This is a genomic window from Streptomyces sp. NPDC058335, from assembly GCF_042723915.1.
In the GTDB taxonomy this organism is placed as follows: Bacteria; Actinomycetota; Actinomycetes; order Streptomycetales; family Streptomycetaceae; genus Streptomyces.
The window spans coordinates 124,469-146,581 of record NZ_JBHXHX010000022.1; the positions used below are offsets into that span (position 1 = coordinate 124,469).

The 22,113-nt window shown below is 70.4% G+C and carries 17 protein-coding genes; 1 reads left to right on the forward strand and 16 read right to left on the reverse strand.

Annotated elements, in window-relative coordinates; genetic code table 11:
- The first annotated feature begins 497 nt into the window (after nucleotides 1-497).
- Nucleotides 498-3,644 (forward strand): isoleucine--tRNA ligase, encoded by a 3,147-nt coding sequence (gene ileS / locus ACFWJX_RS33775; protein ID WP_383250140.1) that lies wholly within the window; start codon nucleotides 498-500, stop codon nucleotides 3,642-3,644.
- Nucleotides 3,645-3,832: 188 nt separating this feature from the next.
- On the opposite strand, the gene ACFWJX_RS33780 is transcribed toward ileS, so the two are convergent.
- The 16 genes from ACFWJX_RS33780 to rsmH form a co-directional block, all read right to left on the reverse strand.
- Entirely contained in the window at nucleotides 3,833-5,068 is a 1,236-nt protein-coding gene (locus ACFWJX_RS33780; RefSeq protein ID WP_383250141.1) for a DivIVA domain-containing protein, read from the reverse strand.
- Nucleotides 5,069-5,121: 53 nt separating this feature from the next.
- Nucleotides 5,122-5,406 (reverse strand): YggT family protein, encoded by a 285-nt coding sequence (locus ACFWJX_RS33785; protein WP_020129925.1) that lies wholly within the window; start codon nucleotides 5,404-5,406, stop codon nucleotides 5,122-5,124.
- 63 nt (nucleotides 5,407-5,469) lie between these two features.
- Nucleotides 5,470-6,111: a cell division protein SepF gene (locus tag ACFWJX_RS33790; RefSeq protein ID WP_383250142.1), complete on the reverse strand. Its 642-nt coding sequence runs from the start codon at nucleotides 6,109-6,111 to the stop codon at nucleotides 5,470-5,472.
- 128 nt (nucleotides 6,112-6,239) lie between these two features.
- Complete coding sequence (locus ACFWJX_RS33795) at nucleotides 6,240-6,974, reverse strand: YggS family pyridoxal phosphate-dependent enzyme (protein WP_383250143.1); 735 nt, start codon at nucleotides 6,972-6,974, stop codon at nucleotides 6,240-6,242.
- Between the two features lie 6 nt (nucleotides 6,975-6,980).
- On the reverse strand, nucleotides 6,981-7,712 hold the full coding sequence (gene pgeF / locus ACFWJX_RS33800) for a peptidoglycan editing factor PgeF (protein ID WP_383250144.1): 732 nt from the start codon (nucleotides 7,710-7,712) through the stop codon (nucleotides 6,981-6,983).
- Nucleotides 7,709-8,914: a cell division protein FtsZ gene (gene ftsZ, locus ACFWJX_RS33805; RefSeq protein WP_383250145.1), complete on the reverse strand. Its 1,206-nt coding sequence runs from the start codon at nucleotides 8,912-8,914 to the stop codon at nucleotides 7,709-7,711. Before ftsZ ends, pgeF begins: the two co-directional genes overlap by 4 nt.
- 287 nt (nucleotides 8,915-9,201) lie before the next feature.
- Nucleotides 9,202-9,996, reverse strand: a complete 795-nt coding sequence (locus ACFWJX_RS33810) for a cell division protein FtsQ/DivIB (RefSeq protein WP_383250146.1) — start codon at nucleotides 9,994-9,996, stop codon at nucleotides 9,202-9,204.
- A 26-nt stretch (nucleotides 9,997-10,022) separates the two neighbouring features.
- The gene (gene murG, locus ACFWJX_RS33815) at nucleotides 10,023-11,120 is read right to left on the reverse strand and encodes an undecaprenyldiphospho-muramoylpentapeptide beta-N-acetylglucosaminyltransferase (RefSeq protein WP_383250147.1); all 1,098 of its coding nucleotides are present in this window, start codon (nucleotides 11,118-11,120) and stop codon (nucleotides 10,023-10,025) included.
- Nucleotides 11,121-11,126: 6 nt separating this feature from the next.
- Nucleotides 11,127-12,479, reverse strand: a complete 1,353-nt coding sequence (gene ftsW / locus ACFWJX_RS33820; protein ID WP_383250148.1) for a putative lipid II flippase FtsW — start codon at nucleotides 12,477-12,479, stop codon at nucleotides 11,127-11,129.
- Between the two features lie 73 nt (nucleotides 12,480-12,552).
- Nucleotides 12,553-13,971 carry a UDP-N-acetylmuramoyl-L-alanine--D-glutamate ligase gene (murD, locus tag ACFWJX_RS33825; protein ID WP_383250149.1) on the reverse strand — a complete coding sequence of 473 codons (1,419 nt, stop codon included), beginning with the start codon at nucleotides 13,969-13,971 and terminating at the stop codon, nucleotides 12,553-12,555.
- The gene (gene mraY, locus ACFWJX_RS33830) at nucleotides 13,953-15,026 is read right to left on the reverse strand and encodes a phospho-N-acetylmuramoyl-pentapeptide-transferase (RefSeq protein ID WP_086765520.1); all 1,074 of its coding nucleotides are present in this window, start codon (nucleotides 15,024-15,026) and stop codon (nucleotides 13,953-13,955) included. Before mraY ends, murD begins: the two co-directional genes overlap by 19 nt.
- Complete coding sequence (gene murF / locus ACFWJX_RS33835; protein WP_383250150.1) at nucleotides 15,023-16,438, reverse strand: UDP-N-acetylmuramoyl-tripeptide--D-alanyl-D-alanine ligase; 1,416 nt, start codon at nucleotides 16,436-16,438, stop codon at nucleotides 15,023-15,025. Before murF ends, mraY begins: the two co-directional genes overlap by 4 nt.
- 4 nt (nucleotides 16,439-16,442) lie before the next feature.
- Complete coding sequence (locus ACFWJX_RS33840; protein ID WP_383250151.1) at nucleotides 16,443-17,963, reverse strand: UDP-N-acetylmuramoyl-L-alanyl-D-glutamate--2,6-diaminopimelate ligase; 1,521 nt, start codon at nucleotides 17,961-17,963, stop codon at nucleotides 16,443-16,445.
- 194 nt (nucleotides 17,964-18,157) lie between these two features.
- A complete protein-coding gene (locus tag ACFWJX_RS33845; protein ID WP_383250152.1) occupies nucleotides 18,158-20,119 on the reverse strand; it encodes a peptidoglycan D,D-transpeptidase FtsI family protein in 1,962 nt (653 codons plus the stop codon).
- A 5-nt stretch (nucleotides 20,120-20,124) separates the two neighbouring features.
- On the reverse strand, nucleotides 20,125-20,682 hold the full coding sequence (locus tag ACFWJX_RS33850) for a septum formation initiator family protein (protein WP_383250153.1): 558 nt from the start codon (nucleotides 20,680-20,682) through the stop codon (nucleotides 20,125-20,127).
- 73 nt (nucleotides 20,683-20,755) lie between these two features.
- Nucleotides 20,756-21,757, reverse strand: coding sequence for a 16S rRNA (cytosine(1402)-N(4))-methyltransferase RsmH (rsmH, locus tag ACFWJX_RS33855; protein ID WP_383250154.1), 1,002 nt, complete (start codon nucleotides 21,755-21,757; stop codon nucleotides 20,756-20,758).
- Between the last annotated feature and the right edge of the window lie 356 nt (nucleotides 21,758-22,113).

The following is a 22,113-nucleotide window of genomic DNA, read 5'->3' on the forward strand; positions in this document are numbered from 1 at the left end:
CGCTCGATTCGCCCGCCTCGCGCACGTCACGCGGCAAGCCTGCATCCGTTGTGCCCAGCTCCCCGCCGGGTAATCCGACCGGTCCGCAGTCCCGGAGCCCGGACCCGCACCCCTGGCCATTCGGGTCATCCGGGACCGTCGCGAGCCCTCGGCCCGCGGAGCCCGAAAACCGGTCGGCCGCGGTCCGTGCGGCGCCGTACACTGGGCGGAGCGAGAAGCGTGGATGGGGACGAGTAGCGGCGTACGCAGCCCAGAGCGACCCGGGGACGGTGGAAGCCCGGGGGCGAGCGCGACGTGAAGATCACCCCGGAGCCGCCGGAAGAAGACCCCGCAAGGGTTGGTAGAACCGGCATCGCGACCCCAATGAGGGGGCTCCCCGGGGCGTACGGCGCACCGGAGGGCCAAGGAGGGTGGTACCGCGGGAGCGCGCCGCACACGGCGTGGACAAGGCTCTCGTCCCTCCGACGGAAGGCAGCACATCCGCCGGAGGAAGCTCGTTGAACACGCAGCCGCAGTACCGCCAGGTACCCGCCCAGGTCGACCTGCCCGCCCTCGAGCACGCCGTGCTCGACTTCTGGCGCGAGCAGAAGATCTTCGCCAAGAGCCTGGAACAGTCCGAGGGCCGCCCCGAATGGGTGTTCTACGAGGGCCCGCCCACCGCCAACGGCATGCCGGGCGCCCACCACATCGAGGCGCGCGTCTTCAAGGACGTCTTCCCCCGCTTCCGCACCATGCGCGGCTACCACGTGGCCCGCAAGGCCGGCTGGGACTGCCACGGCCTGCCCGTGGAGCTGGCGGTGGAGAAGGAGCTGGGCTTCACCGGCAAGCAGGACATCGAGGCGTACGGCATCGCCGAGTTCAACGCCAGGTGCCGTGACTCCGTGACGCGCCACACCGACGCGTTCACCGAGCTGACGCACCGCATGGGCTACTGGGTCGACCTGGACGACGCCTACCGCACCATGGACCCGGAGTACGTCGAGTCGGTGTGGTGGTCGCTCAAGGAGATCTTCGACAAGGGCCTGCTGGTGCAGGACTACCGCGTGGCCCCCTGGTGCCCCCGCGACGAGACGGGCCTGTCGGACCACGAGCTGGCGCAGGGCTACGAGACCATCGTCGACCCTTCCGTGTACGTCCGTTTCCCTCTCACCTCCGGTCCGCTGGCCGGCCGGGCCGCGCTCCTGGTGTGGACGACGACCCCCTGGACGCTGGTCTCCAACACGGCCGTCGCCGCACACCCCGACGTCACCTACGTCGTCGTGACGAACGGCGAGGAGAACCTCGTCGTCGCGCAGCCGCTCGTCGAGAAGGCGCTCGGCGAGGGCTGGGAGACCACCGGCGAGTCCTTCACCGGCGCCGAGATGGAGCGCTGGACGTATCAACGTCCGTTCGAGCTGATCGAGTTCCCGGAGCCCGCCCACTACGTCGTCAACGCCGAGTACGTGACGACCGAGGACGGCACCGGTCTGGTCCACCAGTCCCCCGCCTTCGGCGAGGACGACCTCAAGGTCTGCCGTGCGTACGGCCTGCCGGTCGTGAACCCGATCCGCCCCAACGGCACCTTCGAGGAGGACGTCCCGCTGGTCGGCGGCGTCTTCTTCAAGAAGGCGGACGAGAAGCTCACCGAGGACCTCCAGCAGCGCGGTCTCCTCTTCAAGCACATCCCGTACGAGCACAGCTACCCGCACTGCTGGCGCTGCCACACCGCACTGCTCTACTACGCGCAGCCGTCCTGGTACATCCGCACCACGGCCGTCAAGGACCGCCTCCTCCAGGAGAACGAGAAGACCAACTGGTACCCGGACACGGTCAAGCACGGCCGCTTCGGCGACTGGCTGAACAACAACATCGACTGGGCGCTCTCCCGCAGCCGCTACTGGGGCACCCCGCTGCCGATCTGGCGCTGCGAGGACGACCACCTCACCGTCGTCGGCTCGCGCGCGGAGCTGACCGAGCTGACCGGCACCGACCAGTCCGAACTCGACCCTCACCGCCCGTACATCGACGCGGTCACCTTCGACTGCCCGCACGAGAACTGCGGCCGGCTCGCCACGCGCGTGCCCGAGGTCATCGACGCCTGGTACGACTCGGGTTCGATGCCGTTCGCGCAGTGGGGCTACCCGTACAAGAACAAGGAACTCTTCGAGTCCCGCTACCCGGCGCAGTTCATCAGCGAGGCCATCGACCAGACCCGCGGCTGGTTCTACACGCTGATGGCGATCGGCACCCTGGTCTTCGACAAGTCCAGTTACGAGAACGTCGTCTGCCTCGGCCACATCCTCGCCGAGGACGGCCGCAAGATGTCCAAGCACCTGGGCAACATCCTCCAGCCGATCCCGCTGATGGACCAGCACGGCGCCGACGCGGTCCGCTGGTTCATGGCGGCCGGCGGCTCCCCCTGGGCGGCCCGCCGCGTCGGTCACGGCACCATCCAGGAGGTGGTGCGCAAGACCCTGCTCACCTACTGGAACACGGTCGCCTTCCAGGCGCTGTACGCCCGCACGTCCGGCTGGTCCCCCTCCGAGGCCGACCCGGCCCCGGCCGACCGGCCCGTCCTCGACCGCTGGCTCCTCTCCGAACTCCACGCCCTCACCGACCAGGTGACCCAGGCGCTGGAGGCCTACGACACCCAGCGCGCCGGCAAGCTCCTCTCGGCGTTCGTCGACGACCTGTCCAACTGGTACGTACGCCGCTCCCGTCGCCGCTTCTGGCAGGGCGACAAGGCCGCGCTGCGCACCCTGCACGAGGTCGTCGAGACGGTCACGAAGCTGATGGCCCCGCTGACCCCGTTCATCACCGAGCGGGTCTGGCAGGACCTGGTCGCGCCGGTCACCCCGGGCGCCCCGGAGTCGGTGCACCTGGCGTCCTGGCCGGAGGCTGACCTCTCCGCGATCGACCCGGAGCTGTCGAAGCAGATGGTCCTGGTGCGCCGCCTGGTCGAGCTGGGCCGTGCCACGCGCGCGGAGTCGGGCGTCAAGACCCGCCAGCCGCTGCGCCGCGCGCTCATCGCGGCCACGGGCTTCGACGCACTCTCCGCCGAGCTGCACGCGCAGATCACGGAGGAGCTGAACGTCGAGTCGCTCGCGTCGCTCTCCGAGGTCGGCGGCAGCCTGGTCGACACGACCGCCAAGGCCAACTTCCGTGCCCTGGGCAAGCGGTTCGGCAAGCGCGTCCAGGACGTGGCCAAGGCCGTGGCGAACGCCGACGCGGCCGCGCTCTCCCTCGCCCTGCGCGAGGGCACGGCGTCGGTGGAGGTCGACGGCGAGACCGTCAGCCTCGCTCCCGACGAGGTCATCATCACGGAGACTCCGCGCGAGGGCTGGTCGGTGGCGTCCGACTCGGGCGCGACGGTCGCCCTCGACCTGGAGATCACCGAGGAGCTGCGCCGAGCCGGCCTGGCCCGTGACGCGATCCGCCTGATCCAGGAGGCCCGCAAGAACAGCGGCCTCGACGTCGCCGACCGGATCGCGCTCCGCTGGACCGCGACCGACCCGGCGACCGTCGACGCGCTGACCGGCCACTCGGCCCTGATCTCCGACGAGGTCCTCGCCACGGACTTCGCCCAGGGCGAGGCGGACGACAGCTACGGCGCCCCGTTCACGGACGAGGCCCTGACCCTGACGTTCCGCCTGCGCAAGGCGTAACGCACCCGGCACCCAGGGCCCGGTCTCCCCGCTGAGGGAGACCGGGCCCTTCGCCTTGTCCGGCGTCCGCAGTCCGCCGAACGCCGTCGACATCGCTGCCAACGCGCGTAAAAAGGGCGGGGCCCCGGATCGGAATCCGGGGCCCACGCCCTTGAACGCTGCCGACGCCTAAGGCGTACTACTGGCCGTCAGTTGTCGTCCTCGTCGATGAGGAAGCCACGCATCGGCGAGGGAGCCTGTCCCATCGGAGAGGGACCCTGCGGACGCACCGGCGCCATCGGCTGAGTCATCGCCGGAGACATCTGCTGCTGGCCGCCGTACGACGGGCCGGCCTGGCCCGGTCCACCCATGCCCTGGTTGCCGCCGCCGTAGGACGGGGCGCTCGCGCCGGCCGGAGCCATCGAAGGCGCCGGGGACGGCGGCAGGGAGGCAGCGGCCTGCGCGCGCGGCGGGGCGAGGGAGTCGTCGGCCTGGGTCTCCAGCTGACGCAGCTGGGACTCGAGGTACGACTTCAGGCGCGTACGGTACTCGCGCTCGAAGCCGCGCAGGTCCTCGACCTTGCGCTCCAGCGTGGCGCGGGCGGACTCCAGGGAGCCCATCGCGACGCGGTGCTTCTCCTGCGCGTCCCGCTCCAGGGCGTCGGCCTTGGCACGGGCGTCGCGCTCGAGACCCTCGGCACGCGAACGCGCCTCACCGACGATCTTGTTGGCCTCGGAGCGGGCCTCGGCGATCGCCTGGTCGGCGGTCTGCTGGGCCAGCGAGAGGACACGGGCGGCGCTGTCGCCACCGGGGCCCTGACCGTGGCCGCCCATCGGACCGCCCATGTGCTGCTGCATGGGGGGCTGGCCACCCATCGGACCCTGGCCCATCGGACCCTGGCCCATGGGGCCCTGACCCATCGGACCCTGGCCCATCTGACCCTGGCCCATCTGACCCTGCATCTGGCCCTGCATCTGGCCCTGGCCCATCTGGCCGGGGCCCTGCGGACCACCCTGACCACCGCCGGGACCGGCGGGCAGCTGCGGGGCACCGCTAGGCAGCTGGGGCGGGCCACCCATGGGGCCACCCATCTGCTGCTGCGGCGGGCCCGATATGCCGGCGGGCACCGGGGCGCCCGGCCCACGCATGCCCTGCGGCATCCCCTGCTGCGGCATACCCTGCTGGGGCATACCCTGCTGCTGCGGGGGCATCCCCTGCTGCTGGTCCTGAGGCTCCGGAGGCTTGCGCATGTTCTGCTGGTTCTGGGCAGCAGCACGCGTGGCAGCGGCCAGCTTGGCGCGCAGGTCCTCGTTCTCCCGGAGCAGGCGGGTCAGTTCGGCTTCGACCTCGTCGAGGAAGGCATCGACCTCGTCCTCGTCATAGCCTTCTCGGAGGCGGACGGTCGTGAACTGCTTGTTCCGCACGTCCTCGGGGGTCAACGGCATCTCTTCACCTCAACGTAGTCGTCGGCATTCGGCAAGACGGTAGTTCACATCGCTCACAGCCGGCTCACGATCGAGATCAGGATGTAGACGATGATCATCAGTACGAAGAAGGACAGGTCGAGCGCCACGCCCCCGAGACGCAACGGCGGGATGACCCGCCGCAGAAGCTTGAGCGGTGGATCGGTGACAGTGTAGGTGGCCTCCAGAACGACCACCATCGCCTTGCCGGGCTGCCATGAGCGGGCGAACTGGAAGACGTAGTCCATGACCAGCCGGAAAATGAGCACGATGAGGAAGACCATCAGCGCGATGTAGACGACATCCAGGACCACGCTCATGTTCGGTGCTTCCCTCTCCCCTGCTTACGTACTTTCTCGTCACTGCTGTTCCGGTCGTGCGTCTCAGCTCTGGTTGAAGAACCCGCCCTCTGCGATGCGGGCCTTGTCCTCCGCCGTGACATCGACGTTAGCAGGCGACAACAGGAACACCTTCTGCGTCACCCGCTCGATGCTGCCGTGAAGACCAAACACCAAACCGGCCGCAAAGTCGACAAGTCGCTTCGCGTCTGTGTCATCCATCTCAGTCAGATTCATGATCACCGGGGTGCCCTCACGGAAGTGTTCCCCGATGGTACGGGCCTCGTTGTAGGTCCGGGGGTGGAGCGTGGTGATCCGGTACGGCTCTCGTTCCGACACGACCTTGGGCATGATCACCGGTGCGTTCTTCTCCAGGGACTGACGTTCTTGTGTGATGGATGCCACGGGCGCGATCCGCGCCGGACGCCCGGATTCCGCGCTTGGCGAAGCGGATCTTGCCATCGGCTCGCGCGGCACGGGCGGTTGGGTGATTCGCACCTCTTCGTCCCTTTGGGACTGATGTGCTCCATGCGACTGGTGCGACGGCTCGTGCCGTCGGTGGTCACGCTCGGGCTCAGGATCGAGCTCGGGTTCGAAGTCGTCGTCGGGGTCGAAACCCCGGCCGTCGTACCCATCGTCCTCCACGAGGCCGAGGTAGACCGCCATCTTGCGCATCGCGCCGGCCATGCTCTGAGTCCTCCGCTCTGTGGTGGATCCGCTGACGACTGCCAAGTCCCGCGATCCACGTGGTCCTTATGCCGCCTTTCGGGCGGTAATGACCATATTTTCTGCTGTGGTCCGACTTCCTGGCGACGTTACCCGAGCCTGGGGCGGTCTCCGAGTACCGCGGTACCGACGCGTACATGTGTCGCTCCGGCCGCCACGGCCTGTTCGAGGTCCGCACTCATCCCTGCCGAGACCATGTTCGCAGCCGGATGAGTTCGGCGCAGGTCAGTCGACAAATCCATCAACCGCTCGAACGCCGCCTGTTGCTGTCCGGCGTACTCCCCGGTCAGAGGTGCGACTGTCATCAGGCCGCCGAGCCGGAGCCCCGGAGCGCCGGCGACGAGGTCGGCCAACTCCGCGATCCCGCCCGGCGCGACGCCGCCCCGCTCCCCCCGCGCACCCCCTCCCACCGAGGACTCCCCCGCGTCGAGCGCGACCTGGATGAGGCAGCCGACCTCGCGTCCGACCCGCTCGGCCTCCTTCGACAGGGCCGTGACCAGCCGGGCGCGGTCGACGGACTGCACGACATCCGCGTAACCGACCACGGAGCGCACCTTGTTGGTCTGCAACTGGCCCACGAAATGCCAGGAAAGGGACAGATCCGAGCAGGCCGCGGCCTTGGGTGCCGCGTCCTGGTCCCGGTTCTCCGCGACGTGCCGCACACCGAGCTCCGACAGGATCCGCACATCGCTCGCCGGATAGGTCTTGGTGACCACGATCAGGGTCACTTCTTCGCGCTTGCGCCCGGCCGCCGTACACGCGGCCGCGATGCGCCGTTCCACGTTCGCCAGATTTGCGGCGAGTTCGCCCTTACGGTCCGTCATGCACCATCAGCCCAGCCAGACATATCCCGCGAGTCGCCCCGTGGTGCGATCGCGGCGGTACGAGAAGTGGTCCTTCGACTCGCGCGTGCACACCGGCGACTGCTCCCGGTCGTGCACCCCGAGCCGGTCGAGCTGCGCGTGCACCCCGGCGGTCACATCGACCGCGGGAGTGCCCCAGCTCGTCTCGGCGTGCGCGGCCGGCTCGACGGCGGCCACCTCGGCCCGCATCGTCTCCGGCACCTCGTAGCACCGGCCGCAGACGGCGGGTCCGGTACGGGCGACGATCCGGGAAGGCTCGGCGCCGAGTCCGACCATGGCCCGTACGGCGGCGGGGACGATCCCCGTGACCATCCCGGGCCGGCCGGCATGGGCCGCTCCCACGACACCGGCGACCGGGTCGGCGAGCAGGACCGGCGTGCAGTCGGCGGTGAGCACGGCGAGGGCGAGCCCCCGCTCCCGGGTGACGATCGCGTCGACCTCGGGCACCGGGACCCCCATGCCCCAGGGACCGTCGACGACGGCGACGTCCGCGCCGTGCACCTGGTTCATCCAGACGACCCGGCCCGCTTCGAGACCCAGCGACTTGGCCGCCGACTCCCGGTTGGTCCGTACGGCCTCGGGGTCGTCGCCGACCGCGCCGCCGAGATTGAGCTCCTCATACGGAGCGGCGCTCACCCCACCCCACCGGTCGGTGAAGGCGAAGTGCGCGCCGCTCGCGTGTCCGCGCTGTCCTATCACTTCAGGAAGTCCGGCACGTCCAGTTCCTCGGCCGCGCTGTCCGAGTAGCTCCGGGACGGCGGTACCGGCGGGGTGACCGGGATGTCGGCCACCGGCTCGGGCGCCGGCGCCGGGTCCTCCTTCGGGGTCACGCTGCCGAGCGAGCCGAAGCTCGGGCGGCTCTCGGACTGCCGTACCGGAGTGGGCTCCTCGCGGCGGGGCGGAGAGGAGGACGAGGAGGCCGAGCCGAGGACGGTGTCCCGGCGGGCCGGGGGCTGGCCCCCGTCGAAGCCGGCCGCGATGACGGTGACCCGGACCTCGTCGCCGAGCGCGTCGTCGATGACCGCGCCGAAGATGATGTTGGCCTCGGGGTGGGCCGCCTCGCTGACCAGCTGGGCGGCCTCGTTGATCTCGAACAGGCCGAGGTCGGAGCCGCCGGAGATGGACAGGAGCACGCCCCGGGCGCCGTCGATGGACGCCTCGAGCAGCGGCGAGGAGATCGCCATCTCGGCGGCGGCCACCGCGCGGTCGTCGCCGCGGGCCGAACCGATGCCCATGAGGGCCGAACCCGCCTCGGACATGACCGACTTGACGTCGGCGAAGTCGAGGTTGATCAGACCGGGCGTGGTGATGAGGTCGGTGATGCCCTGGACACCGGAGAGCAGGACCTGGTCCGCCGACTTGAACGCGTCGAGGACGGAGACCTGGCGGTCCGAGATGGACAGCAGCCGGTCGTTGGGGATGACGATGAGGGTGTCGACCTCTTCGCGGAGTTCCGCGATGCCGTCCTCGGCCTGGTTCGCACGACGCCGTCCCTCGAAGGTGAACGGGCGCGTGACCACACCGATGGTGAGGGCGCCGAGGGAGCGTGCGATGTTGGCCACGACGGGTGCGCCGCCGGTACCGGTGCCGCCACCTTCACCGGCCGTCACGAAGACCATGTCGGCCCCCTTGAGGACCTCCTCGATCTCCTCGCGGTGGTCCTCTGCGGCCTTGCGGCCGACGGCCGGGTTGGCTCCGGCGCCGAGTCCGCGGGTGAGTTCGCGGCCGACGTCGAGTTTGACGTCGGCGTCGCTCATCAACAGAGCCTGGGCGTCCGTGTTGATGGCGATGAACTCGACACCCTTGAGACCGACCTCGATCATCCGGTTGATGGCATTGACACCACCGCCGCCGACACCGATGACTTTGATGACTGCGAGGTAGTTCTGCGGTGCTGCCACGTCGAAGGCCTCTCGCCTCGAGTTACGTGTCGCTGGTTCGCGAGACGCTCTGCGCTCCGCGATCCGGCGACTGATGCCGAATGGGACGGTCCGTTTCGCCGACCCGAACCCTAACGCTGAAGTTTAGGGTTACCAGTGTGCCTGTTCCTTGAAGTCTTCCGAACAGGACACTAAGTCGACAAGTGGCGCCCGTTCAACGAACACGCCGAACCTCCCGTTTTTCTTTTCACCCTATGTGATCAGCCGTGTCGCTGCCCAACCAGGGTGCTGGCCTGCGCGGATGTGCGTCAACTCCCTGCTGACGCAGGGGCGGTGGGAACGCTGACATCGAAGTGCCGTGCGTCCGGGGAGGCTTTCATCAGGGCGAGGATGGTACGGCTCTTCGCCGCGCCGTTCTCGGCGCTCCCCCACACGACGGTCCGTCCGCCGCTCAACTCCAGCGAGATGTCGTCGTAGGAACGGACCTTGACGACCCGGGTGTCCCGGGCGACCGCAGGCGGCAGGGCGCCGGCGGTCCGCACGGCCTCGCGGACGAGGCGGTCCTCGCCGAAACGGCGCAGGCTCGCGGCCGCCGAACTCGCGGGGGAGAGTTCCGGTTCCAGCAGCGGAACGCCCTTGGGCGCCTGGGAAACGGTGGCGAAAAGGACTCCTTCATCGTCCACTTCGACGAAGTTCCGCCCCTTTTGGACAAGCAGGACGGGCGTCCGCTCGGTCACTTTCAGACCGATTCCGTCGGGCCAGGAACGGGTGACTTCGACCGAGTCGATCCGGCGCAGTTCTTTCCGCAATCGCTCCTCGATCGCGCCGGTGTCGACGGAGACCAGCGGTGAGCCCACCGGGACGGCTGCCGCCTCGCGGACCTGCGCCGGCGTCAGAACTGCCGTGCCGGAGACGGAGACACGGTCCACGCGCATCCACTGGGAGCCGTACAGCAGCCAGCCCGCGCCGGCGCCGAGGAGGACGACGGCGAGCACGATGATGATGATCGTACGAAGCCGGCGTGGACCGAGTCGCCGGACCAGGGGCGGGCCGGACGACTCCTGCTGGCGTGCCCCGCGCTCGGCGGTGGCGGATCCGGCCATGCTCCCTGCCCTTTCGTCATTCGTGCCTAACGGTGTGCACGCGAGGCGGCGATCGCCTCGTACACCATGCCGACGAGCAGGTCGTCGGCGTCGCGACGGCCGAACTCGCCGGCCGCGCGGGACATCTCGTACAGCCGGTGCGGGTCGGCGAGCACGGGCAGGACGTTCTCCCGGATCCATTCCGGGGTCAGTTCCGCGTCGTCGACCAGGAGGCCGCCGCCGGCCTTGACCACCGGCTGGGCGTTCAGCCGCTGTTCGCCGTTGCCGATGGGCAGCGGGACGTAGGCGGCGGGAAGCCCGACGGCGGAGAGTTCGGCGACGGTCATCGCGCCCGCGCGGCAGAGCATCATGTCGGCCGCGGCGTACGCGAGGTCCATCCGGTCCACGTACGGTACCGGGATGTACGGGGGCATTCCCGGCATCTGCTGGACGTGCGGCAGTTCGTTCTTCGGGCCGACCGCGTGCAGGATCTGGATGCCCGCCTGCTGGAGCCAGGGGGCGACCTGCTGGACCACCTCGTTGAGGCGGCGGGCGCCCTGCGAACCGCCGGAGACGAGCAGCGTCGGCAGGTTCGGGTCGAGGCCGAACACGTGCCGCGCCTCGGGGCGCGCGGCGGCGCGGTCCAGGGTGGCGATGGAGCGGCGCAGCGGGATGCCGATGTAGCGGGCGTCGCGGAGCTTGCTGTCGGGCGTGGAGACGGCGACGCGGGCGGCGTACCGCGAGCCGATCTTGTTGGCCAGGCCGGGGCGGGCGTTGGCCTCGTGGATGACGATCGGCACGCCCCGGCGCTTGGCGGCGAGATAGGCGGGCAGCGCCACGTATCCGCCGAAGCCGACGACCACGTCGGCCCTGGTGCGCTCCAGGATCTGCTCGGCCGCCTTGATCGTGCCGCGCAGCCGGCCGGGGACGGTGATCAGCTCGGGGGTCGGCTTGCGCGGCAGCGGCACCGCGGGGATCAGCGCGAGCTCGTAACCCCGCTGGGGTACGAGCGTGGTCTCCAGACCGCGCTCCGTGCCCAGGGCCGTGATCCCCACCGAGGGGTCCTGCCTGCGCAGGGCGTCCGCGAGGGCGAGCGCGGGCTCGATGTGGCCGGCGGTCCCCCCACCAGCGAGTACGACATGCACCGAAATTCACCGCTCTCCGGACGTACGCGCCGCCGAGGCACGCCGTCTCATCGTGTTCCATCTCCGGGACCCCGTGAGGCCCCCGGCTCCCCGCTTTCTACCAAAGCGGGGCTGCCGCATCGCAAGCGCGGCCCGCGCAGCGGGCTCGTCGCGTGCGAAGGCGATCAGCAGCCCGATGGCGAACATGGTCGGCAGCAGGGCGGATCCCCCGTAGGAGAACAGCGGGAGGGGGACACCGGCGATCGGCAGCAGGCCGAGCACCGCACCGATGTTGATCACGGCCTGGGCCGTGATCCAGGTGGTCACGCCTCCCGCGGCATACCTGACGAAGGGGTCCTCCGTGCGTCCGGCCACGCGGATACCCGCATAGCCTAGAGCCGCGAACAGGGCGAGCACCGACAGCGTCCCCGCGAGACCCAGTTCCTCACCGGTGACGGCGAAGATGAAGTCGGTGTGCGCCTCGGGGAGTTGGCCCCATTTCTCCACACTCGCCCCGAGCCCGGAACCGAAGATACCGCCCGAGGCGAGGGCGTAGATCCCGTGCACGGCCTGCCAGCAGTCGGCCGCCCCGGACTTCGGTTCGGTGGCGCCGATGCAGGCGAGCCGGGCCATGCGGTTCGGGCTGGTCTTGATGAGGATCACGCCGATCAGGGCGGCGATCGAGAGCACGCCCGCGAAGAGGCGGGTGGGCGCGCCCGCCAGCCACAGCAGGCCGAACAGGATCGCCGTGAGGATGATCGCCGTCCCCATGTCGCCGCCGAGCATGATCAGCCCGAGCAGCATGAACGCGACCGGGACGAGCGGCACCAGCAGGTGTTTCCACTGGCTCAGCAGCCTCTTGTCCTGCTTGCGGGCCAGCAGGTCGGCGCCCCACAGCACCAGCGCGAGCTTGCCGAACTCGCTGGGCTGGATCTGGAACGAGCCGCCGAGCGAGATCCAGTTCTGGTTGCCGTTGACCGACATCCCTATCCCCGGCACCTGCACCAGGGCCATCAGGAAGACGGCTCCCGCGAGGATCGGGTAGGCCAGCGCCCGATGCAGTTTCACCGGCATGCGGGAGGCGGCCAGCATCAGCAGCCCGCCGATGGCGGCCGCGAGGAACTGCTTGCGGAAGAAGAACGAGCCCGGCAACGACATCTGCAACGCGGTGATCTGCGAGGCCGAGTAGACCATCACCAGGCCCAGCACGGTGATCAGCAGGCTGCCGCCCAGGATCAGGTAGTAGGCGGTCAGCGGCCGGTCCCAGGCCTTGCGGGCACGCGTGTAGAGCCGCAGTGCGGGGTTGTCCCGCGGCGGCCCGACGGCGGGTCTGCGGACGGTCCGCTGGACGGGCGGCCGCCCGGTACGGCTACCGGGCACCGCAGCCTCCGGTGAACGTCGGCATCAACGGTCCCACGCGTCCCTCCCAAGGTCCGCCCGGCAGGCGGCCGGGTCAGGCGCCGAGTTCGCGAACGGCCTGCGCGAACGCGTCACCGCGCTGGTTGTAGTTGACGAACATGTCCATGGAGGCGCAGGCCGGTGCGAGCAGTACCGTGTCGCCTTCGGTGGCGAGGCCGCGGGCCTCCTGGACAGCCGCGAGCATCGCCCCAGTGTCGGTCCGGTCGAGGTCGACGACCGGTACTTCCGGGGCGTGTCGCGCCAGGGCTTCACGGATCAGGGCACGATCGGCGCCGATGAGCACGACCCCGCGCAGCCGCTCCGCCGCCCTGGTGACCAGCTCGTCGAAGGTAGCCCCCTTGGCGAGGCCGCCCGCGATCCACACGATCGACTCGTAGGCCGCCAACGAGGCCTCAGCCGCATGGGTGTTGGTGGCCTTGGAGTCGTCGACGTACGCGACACCGTCCAGGTCCGCCACGTGGGCGATCCGGTGGGCGTCGGGCGTGAAGGCCCGCAGCCCGTCCCGTACGGCCCTGGCGGGCACCCCGAAGGCCCGTGCGAGGGCCGCCGCGGCAAGGGCGTTGGCGATGTTGTGCGGGGCCGGCGGGTTGACGTCGGAGACCTCGGCCAGTTCCTGGGCGTTCTTCTGCCGGTTCTCGACGAAGGCGCGGTCCACCAGGATGCCGTCAACGACGCCGAGTTGGGACGGGCCGGGGGCGCCGAGCGTGAAGCCGACGGCCCGGCAGCCCTCCTCGACGTCCGCCTCGCGCACCAGGTCCTCGGTGGCCTTGTCGGCCATGTTGTAGACGCAGGCGACCCGATTGCCCTCGTAGACGCGGCCCTTGTCCTTGGCGTACGCCTCCATGGAGCCGTGCCAGTCGAGGTGGTCCGGGGCGAGGTTCAGCACGGCGGCCGAGTGGGCGCGCAGGGAGGGCGCCCAGTGCAGCTGGTAGCTGGAGAGTTCCACGGCGAGGACGTCGTAGCGTTCCTCGCCGAGGACCGCGTCCAGCAGCGAGACGCCGATGTTGCCGACGGCCGCCGTACGCAGGCCGGCCGCCTTCAGGATCGACGCCAGCATCTGGGTGGTGGTGGTCTTGCCGTTGGTGCCGGTGACGCACAACCAGGGGGCCGCGTCGGGTCCCCTGAGGCGCCAGGCGAGTTCGACGTCGCCCCACACCGGCACACCGGCCGCGGCCGCCGCCGTGAACAACGGCTTGTCCGGCTTCCAGCCGGGCGCGGTGACGATCAGTTCGGTGCCCTCGGGCAGGGTCGCCCCGTCACCGAGGCGCACGGTGACGCCCAGCTCCCGAAGCCCCGCGGCCTGCTCACGCGCGCGCGCGTCGTCGCCGTCGTTGACGACGGTGACCTTCGCGCCGAGCCCGTGCAGCACCCTGGCCGCCGGGATGCCGGAGACGCCGAGCCCGGCGACGGTGACGTTCTTCCCCTGCCAGTCGGTCACTTTTCCGCTGCCCATCCCGCGTAGAAGACGCCCAGTCCGACGATCACGCAGATGCCCTGGATGATCCAGAAGCGGACCACCACCAGGACTTCGGACCAGCCCTTGAGTTCGAAGTGGTGCTGAAGCGGCGCCATCCGGAAGACGCGCTTGCCGGTCAGCTTGAAGGAGCCGACCTGGATGACCACCGACATGGTGATGAGGACGAACAGGCCGCCCAGGACGGCCATCAGCAGCTCGGTGCGGGAGCAGATCGCGAGACCCGCGAGCACACCGCCGAGGGCCAGCGAACCGGTGTCCCCCATGAAGATCTTGGCCGGCGAGGTGTTCCACCACAGGAAGCCGAGGCAGGCGCCCATCAGCGCGGCGGAGACGACCGCGAGGTCGAGGGGGTCGCGCACCTCGTAACAGGCGTTGGGGTTGGTCAGCGTCTCGCCGTTGGCGCAGGACTCCTGGAACTGCCAGACACCGATGAAGGTGTACGCGCCGAAGACCAGGACGGACGCGCCGGTGGCGAGGCCGTCGAGACCGTCGGTGAGGTTCACGCCGTTCGACATCGCGAGGATCATGAACAGCGCCCAGAGCACGAACAGCACCGGGCCGATGGTCCAGCCGAAGTCCGTGATGAACGACAGCTTCGTGGAGGCCGGAGTGTTGTTGCGGGAGTCCGCGAACTGCAGGGACAGCACGGCGAAGCTGATGCCCACGATCAGCTGGCCGGCCATCTTCGCCTTGGCCCGCAGCCCCAGCGAACGCCGCTTGACGATCTTGATGTAGTCGTCGAGGAAACCGACCAGACCCATGCCGACCATCAGGCCCAGCACCAGCAGACCCGAGTAGGTCGGCGGCTTGCCGGTGATGAGCTTGGACAGGAAGTACGCCGCGACCGTCGCCAGGATGAAGGCGATACCGCCCATGGTCGGCGTACCGCGCTTGCTGGCGTGCTCGCGCGGGCCGTCGTCGCGGATGTACTGGCCGTACCCCTTGCGGGCCAGCAGCTTGATCAGCAGCGGAGTGCCGGCCATCGTCAGGAAGAGGCCGAGGACACCCGCGAACAGGATCTGATTCATCATCGGGCGGCGACCTCTCCCTCGGCACCGGTCTCCAGCAGCGCCTGCGCGACGCTCTCCAGACCGACCGAACGGGACGCCTTCACGAGTACGACGTCTCCCGGGCGCAACTCGCTGCGCAACAGGTCGACAGCCGCCTGTGCGTCGGACACGTGCACCGACTCCTCACCCCACGAACCCTCGTTATATGCGCCCAGTTGCAGCCAGGCGGCTTCCCTGCCCCCGACCGCGACGAGCTTGCCGACATTGAGCCGGACGGCGAGCCGTCCGACCGCGTCGTGCTCGGCGAGCGCCTCGTCCCCCAGCTCGGCCATCTTGCCGAGCACCGCCCACGTACGACGTCCCTTGCCCATGGCCGCGAGCGCGCGCAGGGCGGCTCGCATGGACTCGGGGTTCGCGTTGTAGGCGTCGTTGACGATCGTCACGCCGTCCGGGCGCTCGGTGACCTCCATCCGCCAGCGGGAGAGGGAGCCCGCCTCGGAAAGCGCGGTGGCGATCTCTTCCGCGGACATGCCCAGCTCATGGGCGACGGCGGCCGCGGCGAGCGCGTTCGACACGTGATGCTCACCGTACAGGCGCATGGTCACATCGCTTGCACCGGAGGGTGTGTGAAGCCTGAAGGCGGGCTGTCCGGTGTCCGTGAGTCTCACGTTCTCGGCGCGTACGTCCGCTTCGTCGGACTCTCCGAAAAGGACCACCTTCGCCTTCGTACGGGAGGCCATGGCCCGGACCAAGGGGTCGTCGGCGTTGAGGACCGCCGCGCCGCCCTCGCTCGCCGGCGGAAGGCTCTCGACGAGTTCGCCCTTGGCCTGGGCGATCTGCTCGCGGCCGCCGAACTCACCGATGTGGGCGGTGCCGACGTTCAGTACGAGGCCGATCTTCGGTGGCGTCAGATCGGCGAGGTAGCGGATGTGGCCGATACCGCGGGCGCCCATCTCCAGCACGAGGAACTTGGTCTCCTCGGTGGCGGACAGGGCGGTCAGCGGCAGCCCGATCTCGTTGTTGAGCGAGCCGGGCGTGAACACCGTCGGTGCCTTGCGCCGCAGGACCTGGGCGATGAGGTCCTTGGTGCTGGTCTTGCCGGCCGAGCCGGTGAGGGCGACGAGGGTCGTGCCGAGCGTGCGTACGACGTGCCGGGCGAGGGCGCCGAGCGCCGACTGGACGTCGTCCACGACGATCGCGGGCACGCCGACGGGGCGCGAGGCCAGTACGGCCACCGCGCCCGCCTCGACGACCGCCCGCGCGTATTCGTGGCCGTCCACCCGTTCGCCGACGAAGGCGACGAAGAGGCTGCCGGGCTCCACCTCACGGGAGTCCCGGACGACGGGCCCGGTGACCTGGACGGACGGATCCGGTATGTCGTGCGTCTGCCCGCCGACGACTGCTGCGATCTCGGCGAGGGAGAGGGCGATCACAAGTTCATCCCTGGGTCTTCTGGATAGCTTCGCGAAGCACCTGGCGGTCGTCGAAGGGACGGACCACACCGGCGATGTCCTGGCCCTGCTCGTGGCCCTTGCCCGCGACCAGCACGGTGTCGCCGGGCCGCGCCCGGCCTACGGCGGCGGCGATCGCGGCGGCCCGGTCCTCGAACAGCTGCACCTCGCCGCGCTCGTGGGCCGGCACCGACGCGGCGCCCTGGAGCATCGTCGCGAGGATCGCGAGGGGGTCCTCGGAGCGGGGGTTGTCGGAGGTCAGTACGGCGGTGTCGGCGAGCCGGGCCACGGCGGCGCCCATCGGGGCCCGCTTGGTCGTGTCGCGGTCGCCGCCGCAGCCGAGCACCACGTGCAGCCTGCCCTTGGTGACCTTGCGCAGCGCCCTGAGCACCGACTCGACGGCGTCCGTCTTGTGCGCGTAGTCGACGACCGCGAGGTAGTCCTGTCCGGCGTCCACCCGCTCCAGCCGGCCCGGCACGCCCGGTACGGCGGCCACGCCGTCGGCGGCGGTCTGCGGGTCGAGCCCGGCGGCGGCGAGGGAGACGATCGCGCCGAGGCTGTTGGCCACGTTGAAGGGGCCGGCGATCGGCGACCTGGCGGCGATCCGCTCTCCGTTCGGGCCGAGGACGGTGAACGTCGAGTCCATCGGGCCGACCTGGACGTCCACGGCCCGCCAGTCGGCGTCGGGGTGGCCCTCGGCGGAGAACGTGACGACCGGGACGGTGGCCTCGCCGGCCAGCCGGCGGCCGTACTCGTCGTCGAGGTTGACCACACCCAGCCTGCTGCGCAGCGGGGTGAACAGCTGTGCCTTGGCCCGGAAGTAGTCCTCCATGTCGGAGTGGAACTCCATGTGTTCCGGGCTGAGGTTGGTGAACACGGCGATGTCGAAGACACAGGCGTCGACCCGGCCGAGGACCAGGGCGTGGCTGGAGACCTCCATCGCGACCGCCTCGACGCCGCGTTCGCGCATGACGGCGAACAGGGCCTGGAGGTCGGTGGCCTCCGGGGTGGTGCGCTCGGACTTGATGCGTTCGTCGCCGATGCGCGTCTCGACCGTGCCGATCAGCCCGGTGGCCTTGGCCGACTTCAGGCCGCCCTCGACGAGATAGGCGGTGGTGGTCTTGCCGGAGGTGCCGGTGATGCCGATCTGGAGCAGCTCGCGGCCGGGGTGGCCGTAGATCGTGGCCGCCAGTTCCCCCATCTGCCCGCGCGGGTCGTCGACCACCAGGACCGGCAGGCCGGTCGCGGCGGCGCGTTCGGCGCCGGCCGGGTCGGTCAGCACGGCGACCGCGCCGAGGCCCGCGGCCTGGGTGGAGAAGTCGGCGCCGTGCAGTCGGGCTCCGGGGAGGGCGGCGTACAGGTCGCCGGGGCGGACGGCGCGTGAGTCGTGGGTGATGCCCGTGACCTCCGCGCCGCTCTCCGGCTGCTCGGCACCCAGCTGTCCGGCCAGCTCCGCCAGGGGTGTGGCGGGGACGTGAACCGGACGCGGCGGCCCCGGATATGTCACGGAAGCGCCCTTCTGAGTGGTTTGGGACTGATCAGCGTGTGGCACGGCGGTGAGCGTACCGGGCGCGGCTGGTCCGGAGCGAAGCGAGGCGGCGGGTGGTGCCTGGTTCGCGGGATCGGGAGTGATCATGGTCACGGGCTGGTTCCCTGGCTGGTTCGGCGCTGAACACTGGTGGGCGGTTTCGACGGGCTGGGTCAGGGGGCGAAGGAGACGGGGAGGTTCGCGGGCTTCGCCCCGGTCGGCGGGATCTGGAGCGTCTTCAGGGAGAACTCCATGACCTTCTTGAAGATCGGACCGCAGATCTGGCCGCCGAAGTAGCCGCCCTGGGTGGCGTTCTGGATCGCGCAGTAGACCGTCACCCGGGGGTTGTCGGCGGGCGCGAAACCGGCGAACGACGAGGTGTAGCCGCGGTACTTGCCGGTGGCCGGATCCACGCGGTTGGCGGTGCCCGTCTTGCCCGCCACGCGGTAGCCGGGAATACGCGCCTTGGTACCGGTTCCCTCCTCGTCGTCCACGACCGACTCCAGCATCTGGGCGAGGGTCTTCGCCGTCTTCTGGCTGACCACCCGTGTCTTCTGAGGAGCCTCGGCGGGGGTGAAGCGGCCGTCCGGGCCCTCGGTGCCGCGCACCAGGCTCGGCTCGACGCGCACGCCGCCGTTAGCGATCGTCGAATAGACCGAGGCCGCCTGGAGCGCGTTGATGGAGACGCCCTGGCCGAAGGGGATCGTGTACTGCTGCGAGGTCGACCAGTCGCCGGGCGCCGCGAGGATGCCCTTCGTCTCGCCCGGGAAGCCGAGTCCGGTGTAGCTGCCGATGCCGAACTTGCGCAGATAGGAGTAGAGGGTCTGGTTGGCCTGCGCCTGGGTCTTGCCGAGCTGGCCGGTCGCGAGGATCGTGCCGATGTTGCTGGACTTGGCGAGCACGCCGTTGAGCGTGAGGTACCAGGTGGCGTGGTCGATGTCGTCCTGGAACAGCCGGTCGCCGCGGTGCAGCCGGTTCGGCACGGTGACGTGCGTCAGCGGCGTGGCCGCGTTCTCCTCCAGTACGGCCGCCATCGACATGACCTTGGCGGTGGAACCGGGCTCGTAGGCGTCCTGGAGGGCCGCGTTGCCGAGGGCGTCGGGGTTCGCGTCGCTCAGGTCGTTGGGGTCGAAGCCGGGCGAGTTGGCCAGGGCGAGGATCTCCCCGGTGCGGGTGTCCTGGACGATGACATAGCCGCGGTCCGCCCTGGACTCCTTCACCTGCTCGGTGATGGCGTTCTGGGCGGCCCACTGGATGTCCCGGTCGATCGTCAGCTCGACGTCGGAGCCGGGCACGGCCGGTGTCTCGGTGGAGCCCACGGTGGGCACCTGGCGGCCACCGGACTGGGCGTAGCGGATCTTGCCGTCCTTGCCGGCCAGGGTGGTGTTCAGCTGCTGCTCGATGCCGCCGCCGCCCTTGCCCTCGGCGTTCACCCAGCCCAGTATCCCGGCGGCCAGTTCACCGTTGGGGTACACACGCTTGCTGCTCGGCACGGAGAAGACACCGGCCAGGACGTTGACCGTGGCGGGGTCCGACTCGGCCTTGGTGGCGAGCGCGGACTTCAGGTCCTTGATCTGCTTCCAGACCTGCGGGGTCTGCCGGCCGGCCAGCTTGGCGTAGCGGGCGTTCGCGTTGCCGGGGCGCAGCTTCTTGACGAGCGCGGACTGCTCCTGGCCGAGGATCGGCGCGAGGAGGGCGGCCGCCTGTTCGGGGCCGTCGTCGATCTTCAGCTGGCCACGGGCGAACATCGTCGGGTCGGCGGTGATGTCGTAGGCGTCCTCGCTGGAGGCGAGAGCGACGCCGGAGCGGTCGGTGATCTCTCCGCGCTCGGCCGCCAGGATCTGGCCGACATACCGGTTCTGCTCCGCCTTGGCGGCGTAGGTGCTGGCGTCGACGGCCTGGACCTGGAGCAGCCGGACCACGAAGGCGATGAGCACCAGGGTCAGCGCGAGGCCGACCAGACGCAGCCGGGGGCGCGGGCTGCCGAGCCGGATGACGCGGGGGGCGGCGGGCCGTGCGGCGGCCGGGCGGCGGGCCGGGCGGGCTCCGGGCCCCGGCCTGCGCCTGGCGGACGCGGGGCGGGCGGGCCGGGCGGGGCCGGGCACACGCCGGCGCGGCGGTTCCCTGTCGGACACTTCCGTCACCTGCCGGGAGTCGTGGGAGTGGCTGCGGTCGGGGCGGCGCCGGGGGCGCCGGCCGCCGGGTCGGGCACGGCCGCCTCGGCGGTCGGGGAAGCATCGGGGACGGTGGCCGTGGTGGTGCCGGCGGTGGTCGACGGGAAGGCCGGCAGGGTCGCGATGGCCTCGGGGGGCCGTACCGCGGCCTGGGAGCGCAGGGCCGCGGCCGAGGGGACGCCCTTCACGGTGCCGTCCGGGGAGAGGAAGGCCGGGTCGCCGCCGGGCACCATGCCGAGTTCACGCGCACGGCGCTGGAGGGCGTCCGGCGCGGAGTAGGAGTCGATGTCCCGCTGGAGGGCCTGCTCCTCGTCGGTGAGGCTCTTGGTGTCCTTCTGGAGGTCGTCCATCTCGAACGAACCCTCGCTGAGCGCGGAGTTCAGCACCAGCAGGCCGATCAGGCCGCCGCCCAGGAGCAGGACGACGAGCAGGACGAACGGCGTGCGGGCCGCCTGTCGCGGTCGGGCCGGGAAGAGCCGCGCGAGCCGGGCGGCCCGCCCCTTCAGCCGGGGTTTCCTACTCACTCGCCCTCCCCTGGGTCGTCCGTCAGGACCCCGCTGGGCCGGGATGTCCCCCGGCCCGCCCGCCGCACGCCCGTCACTCGACGTCCTCCCTGATGCGCTCGGCCCCGCGCAACCGCGCGGGGGCTGCCCGCCGGTTCTCGGCGATCTCTTCCTCCGTGGGAAGTTCGGCACCGCGGGTGAGCAGCTTGAGGCGCGGTTGGTAACGCTCGGGAACGACGGGCAGTCCGGGCGGCGCGGTGGTGGCGGCGCCTGCCGCGAACACGTGCTTGACGAGCCGGTCCTCCAGCGAGTGGTACGACAGGACGGCGATCCGTCCGCCGACGTCGAGGGTCTTCACTGCGGCCGGGATCGCCCGTTCCAGGACCGACAGTTCGCCGTTGACCTCGATGCGCAGCGCCTGGAAGGTGCGCTTGGCCGGGTTTCCGCCGGTGCGCTTGGCGGCCTGCGGCAGCGCGTTGCGGATCAGCTCGACCAGCCGGGCGCTGTTGGTGAACGGCTCCTTCTCCCGCTCGCGCACGACCGCGGAGACGATCCGCTTGGCCTGCTTCTCCTCGCCGTACGCACGCAGGATGCGCACCAGTTCGCCCGGCGGGTAGGTGTTGAGGACCTCGGCGGCGCTGATGCCGGTCGTCTGGTCCATGCGCATGTCGAGGGGGGCGTCCTGCGCGTAGGCGAAGCCCCGGTCGGCCTCGTCGAGCTGCATGGAGGAGACGCCGAGGTCGAACAGGACGCCCTGCACGCGCGCGATGCCGAGCCGCTCGAGGACCTCGGGGAGTTCGTCGTACACGGCGTGCACCAGGGTGGCGCGGTCCTCGTACGGCGCGAGGCGTTCGCCGGACAGCCGCAGGGCCTCCTTGTCGCGGTCGAGGGCGACGAGGCGGGATTCGGGGAACCGGGCCAGCAGGGCCTCGCTGTGTCCGCCGAGGCCGAGCGTGCAGTCGACGACCACCGCTCCGGGCCGCTGGAGGGCGGGGGCCAACAGGTCCAGGCACCGCTGGAGCATCACCGGGACGTGTCGACTCTGTCCCTCCGGTCGCCCGCCACCACCCTCATTCGAATGCGCTTCGCGCCCCATTGCTCTCGGGCCCTCTCAGATCCACGGGCCGTACGCACCGCCGGGTCCCCGCCCGCTCGAAGAAGGGGAGGTCCGCCGGCGCCGGAAGCGTCAGCCGACCGGGAGCGGGAGGAGGCCGAGCCGTACGTACGCGCCGCGCACGCGGGGAGATCTCCGGCGGCCGCGCCGGGGTCTCTCGGGGAATTCAGTCCAGCAGGGAGATCGCCGCCTCCCGCTTCGCGTCACTTTAGTCCACCCCGTCTCGCGGTCAATCAACCGGCCTGCGCGTCGTGGTCCGGTACGCGTGTGAAGCGACGATTAGGGGAAATCACTCCTACGGACTCCCTCCCGCCGCTCGTGTGGGTTACCTCACAAGA

Excerpts from the sequence above, each read along its gene's own strand:
- murD (WP_383250149.1), bottom strand. The coding sequence starts at position 13,971 with ATGGGCAGCGGAAAAGTGACCGACTGGCAGGGGAAGAACGTCACCGTC.
- ACFWJX_RS33785 (WP_020129925.1), bottom strand. The coding sequence starts at position 5,406 with ATGAGCGTGGTCCTGGATGTCGTCTACATCGCGCTGATGGTCTTCCTC.
- ACFWJX_RS33795 (WP_383250143.1), bottom strand. The coding sequence starts at position 6,974 with ATGACGGACCGTAAGGGCGAACTCGCCGCAAATCTGGCGAACGTGGAA.
- ACFWJX_RS33810 (WP_383250146.1), bottom strand. The coding sequence starts at position 9,996 with ATGGCCGGATCCGCCACCGCCGAGCGCGGGGCACGCCAGCAGGAGTCG.
- mraY (WP_086765520.1), bottom strand. The coding sequence starts at position 15,026 with ATGATGAATCAGATCCTGTTCGCGGGTGTCCTCGGCCTCTTCCTGACG.
- rsmH (WP_383250154.1), bottom strand. The coding sequence starts at position 21,757 with ATGGGGCGCGAAGCGCATTCGAATGAGGGTGGTGGCGGGCGACCGGAG.
- ACFWJX_RS33780 (WP_383250141.1), bottom strand. The coding sequence starts at position 5,068 with ATGCCGTTGACCCCCGAGGACGTGCGGAACAAGCAGTTCACGACCGTC.
- ACFWJX_RS33790 (WP_383250142.1), bottom strand. The coding sequence starts at position 6,111 with ATGGCCGGCGCGATGCGCAAGATGGCGGTCTACCTCGGCCTCGTGGAG.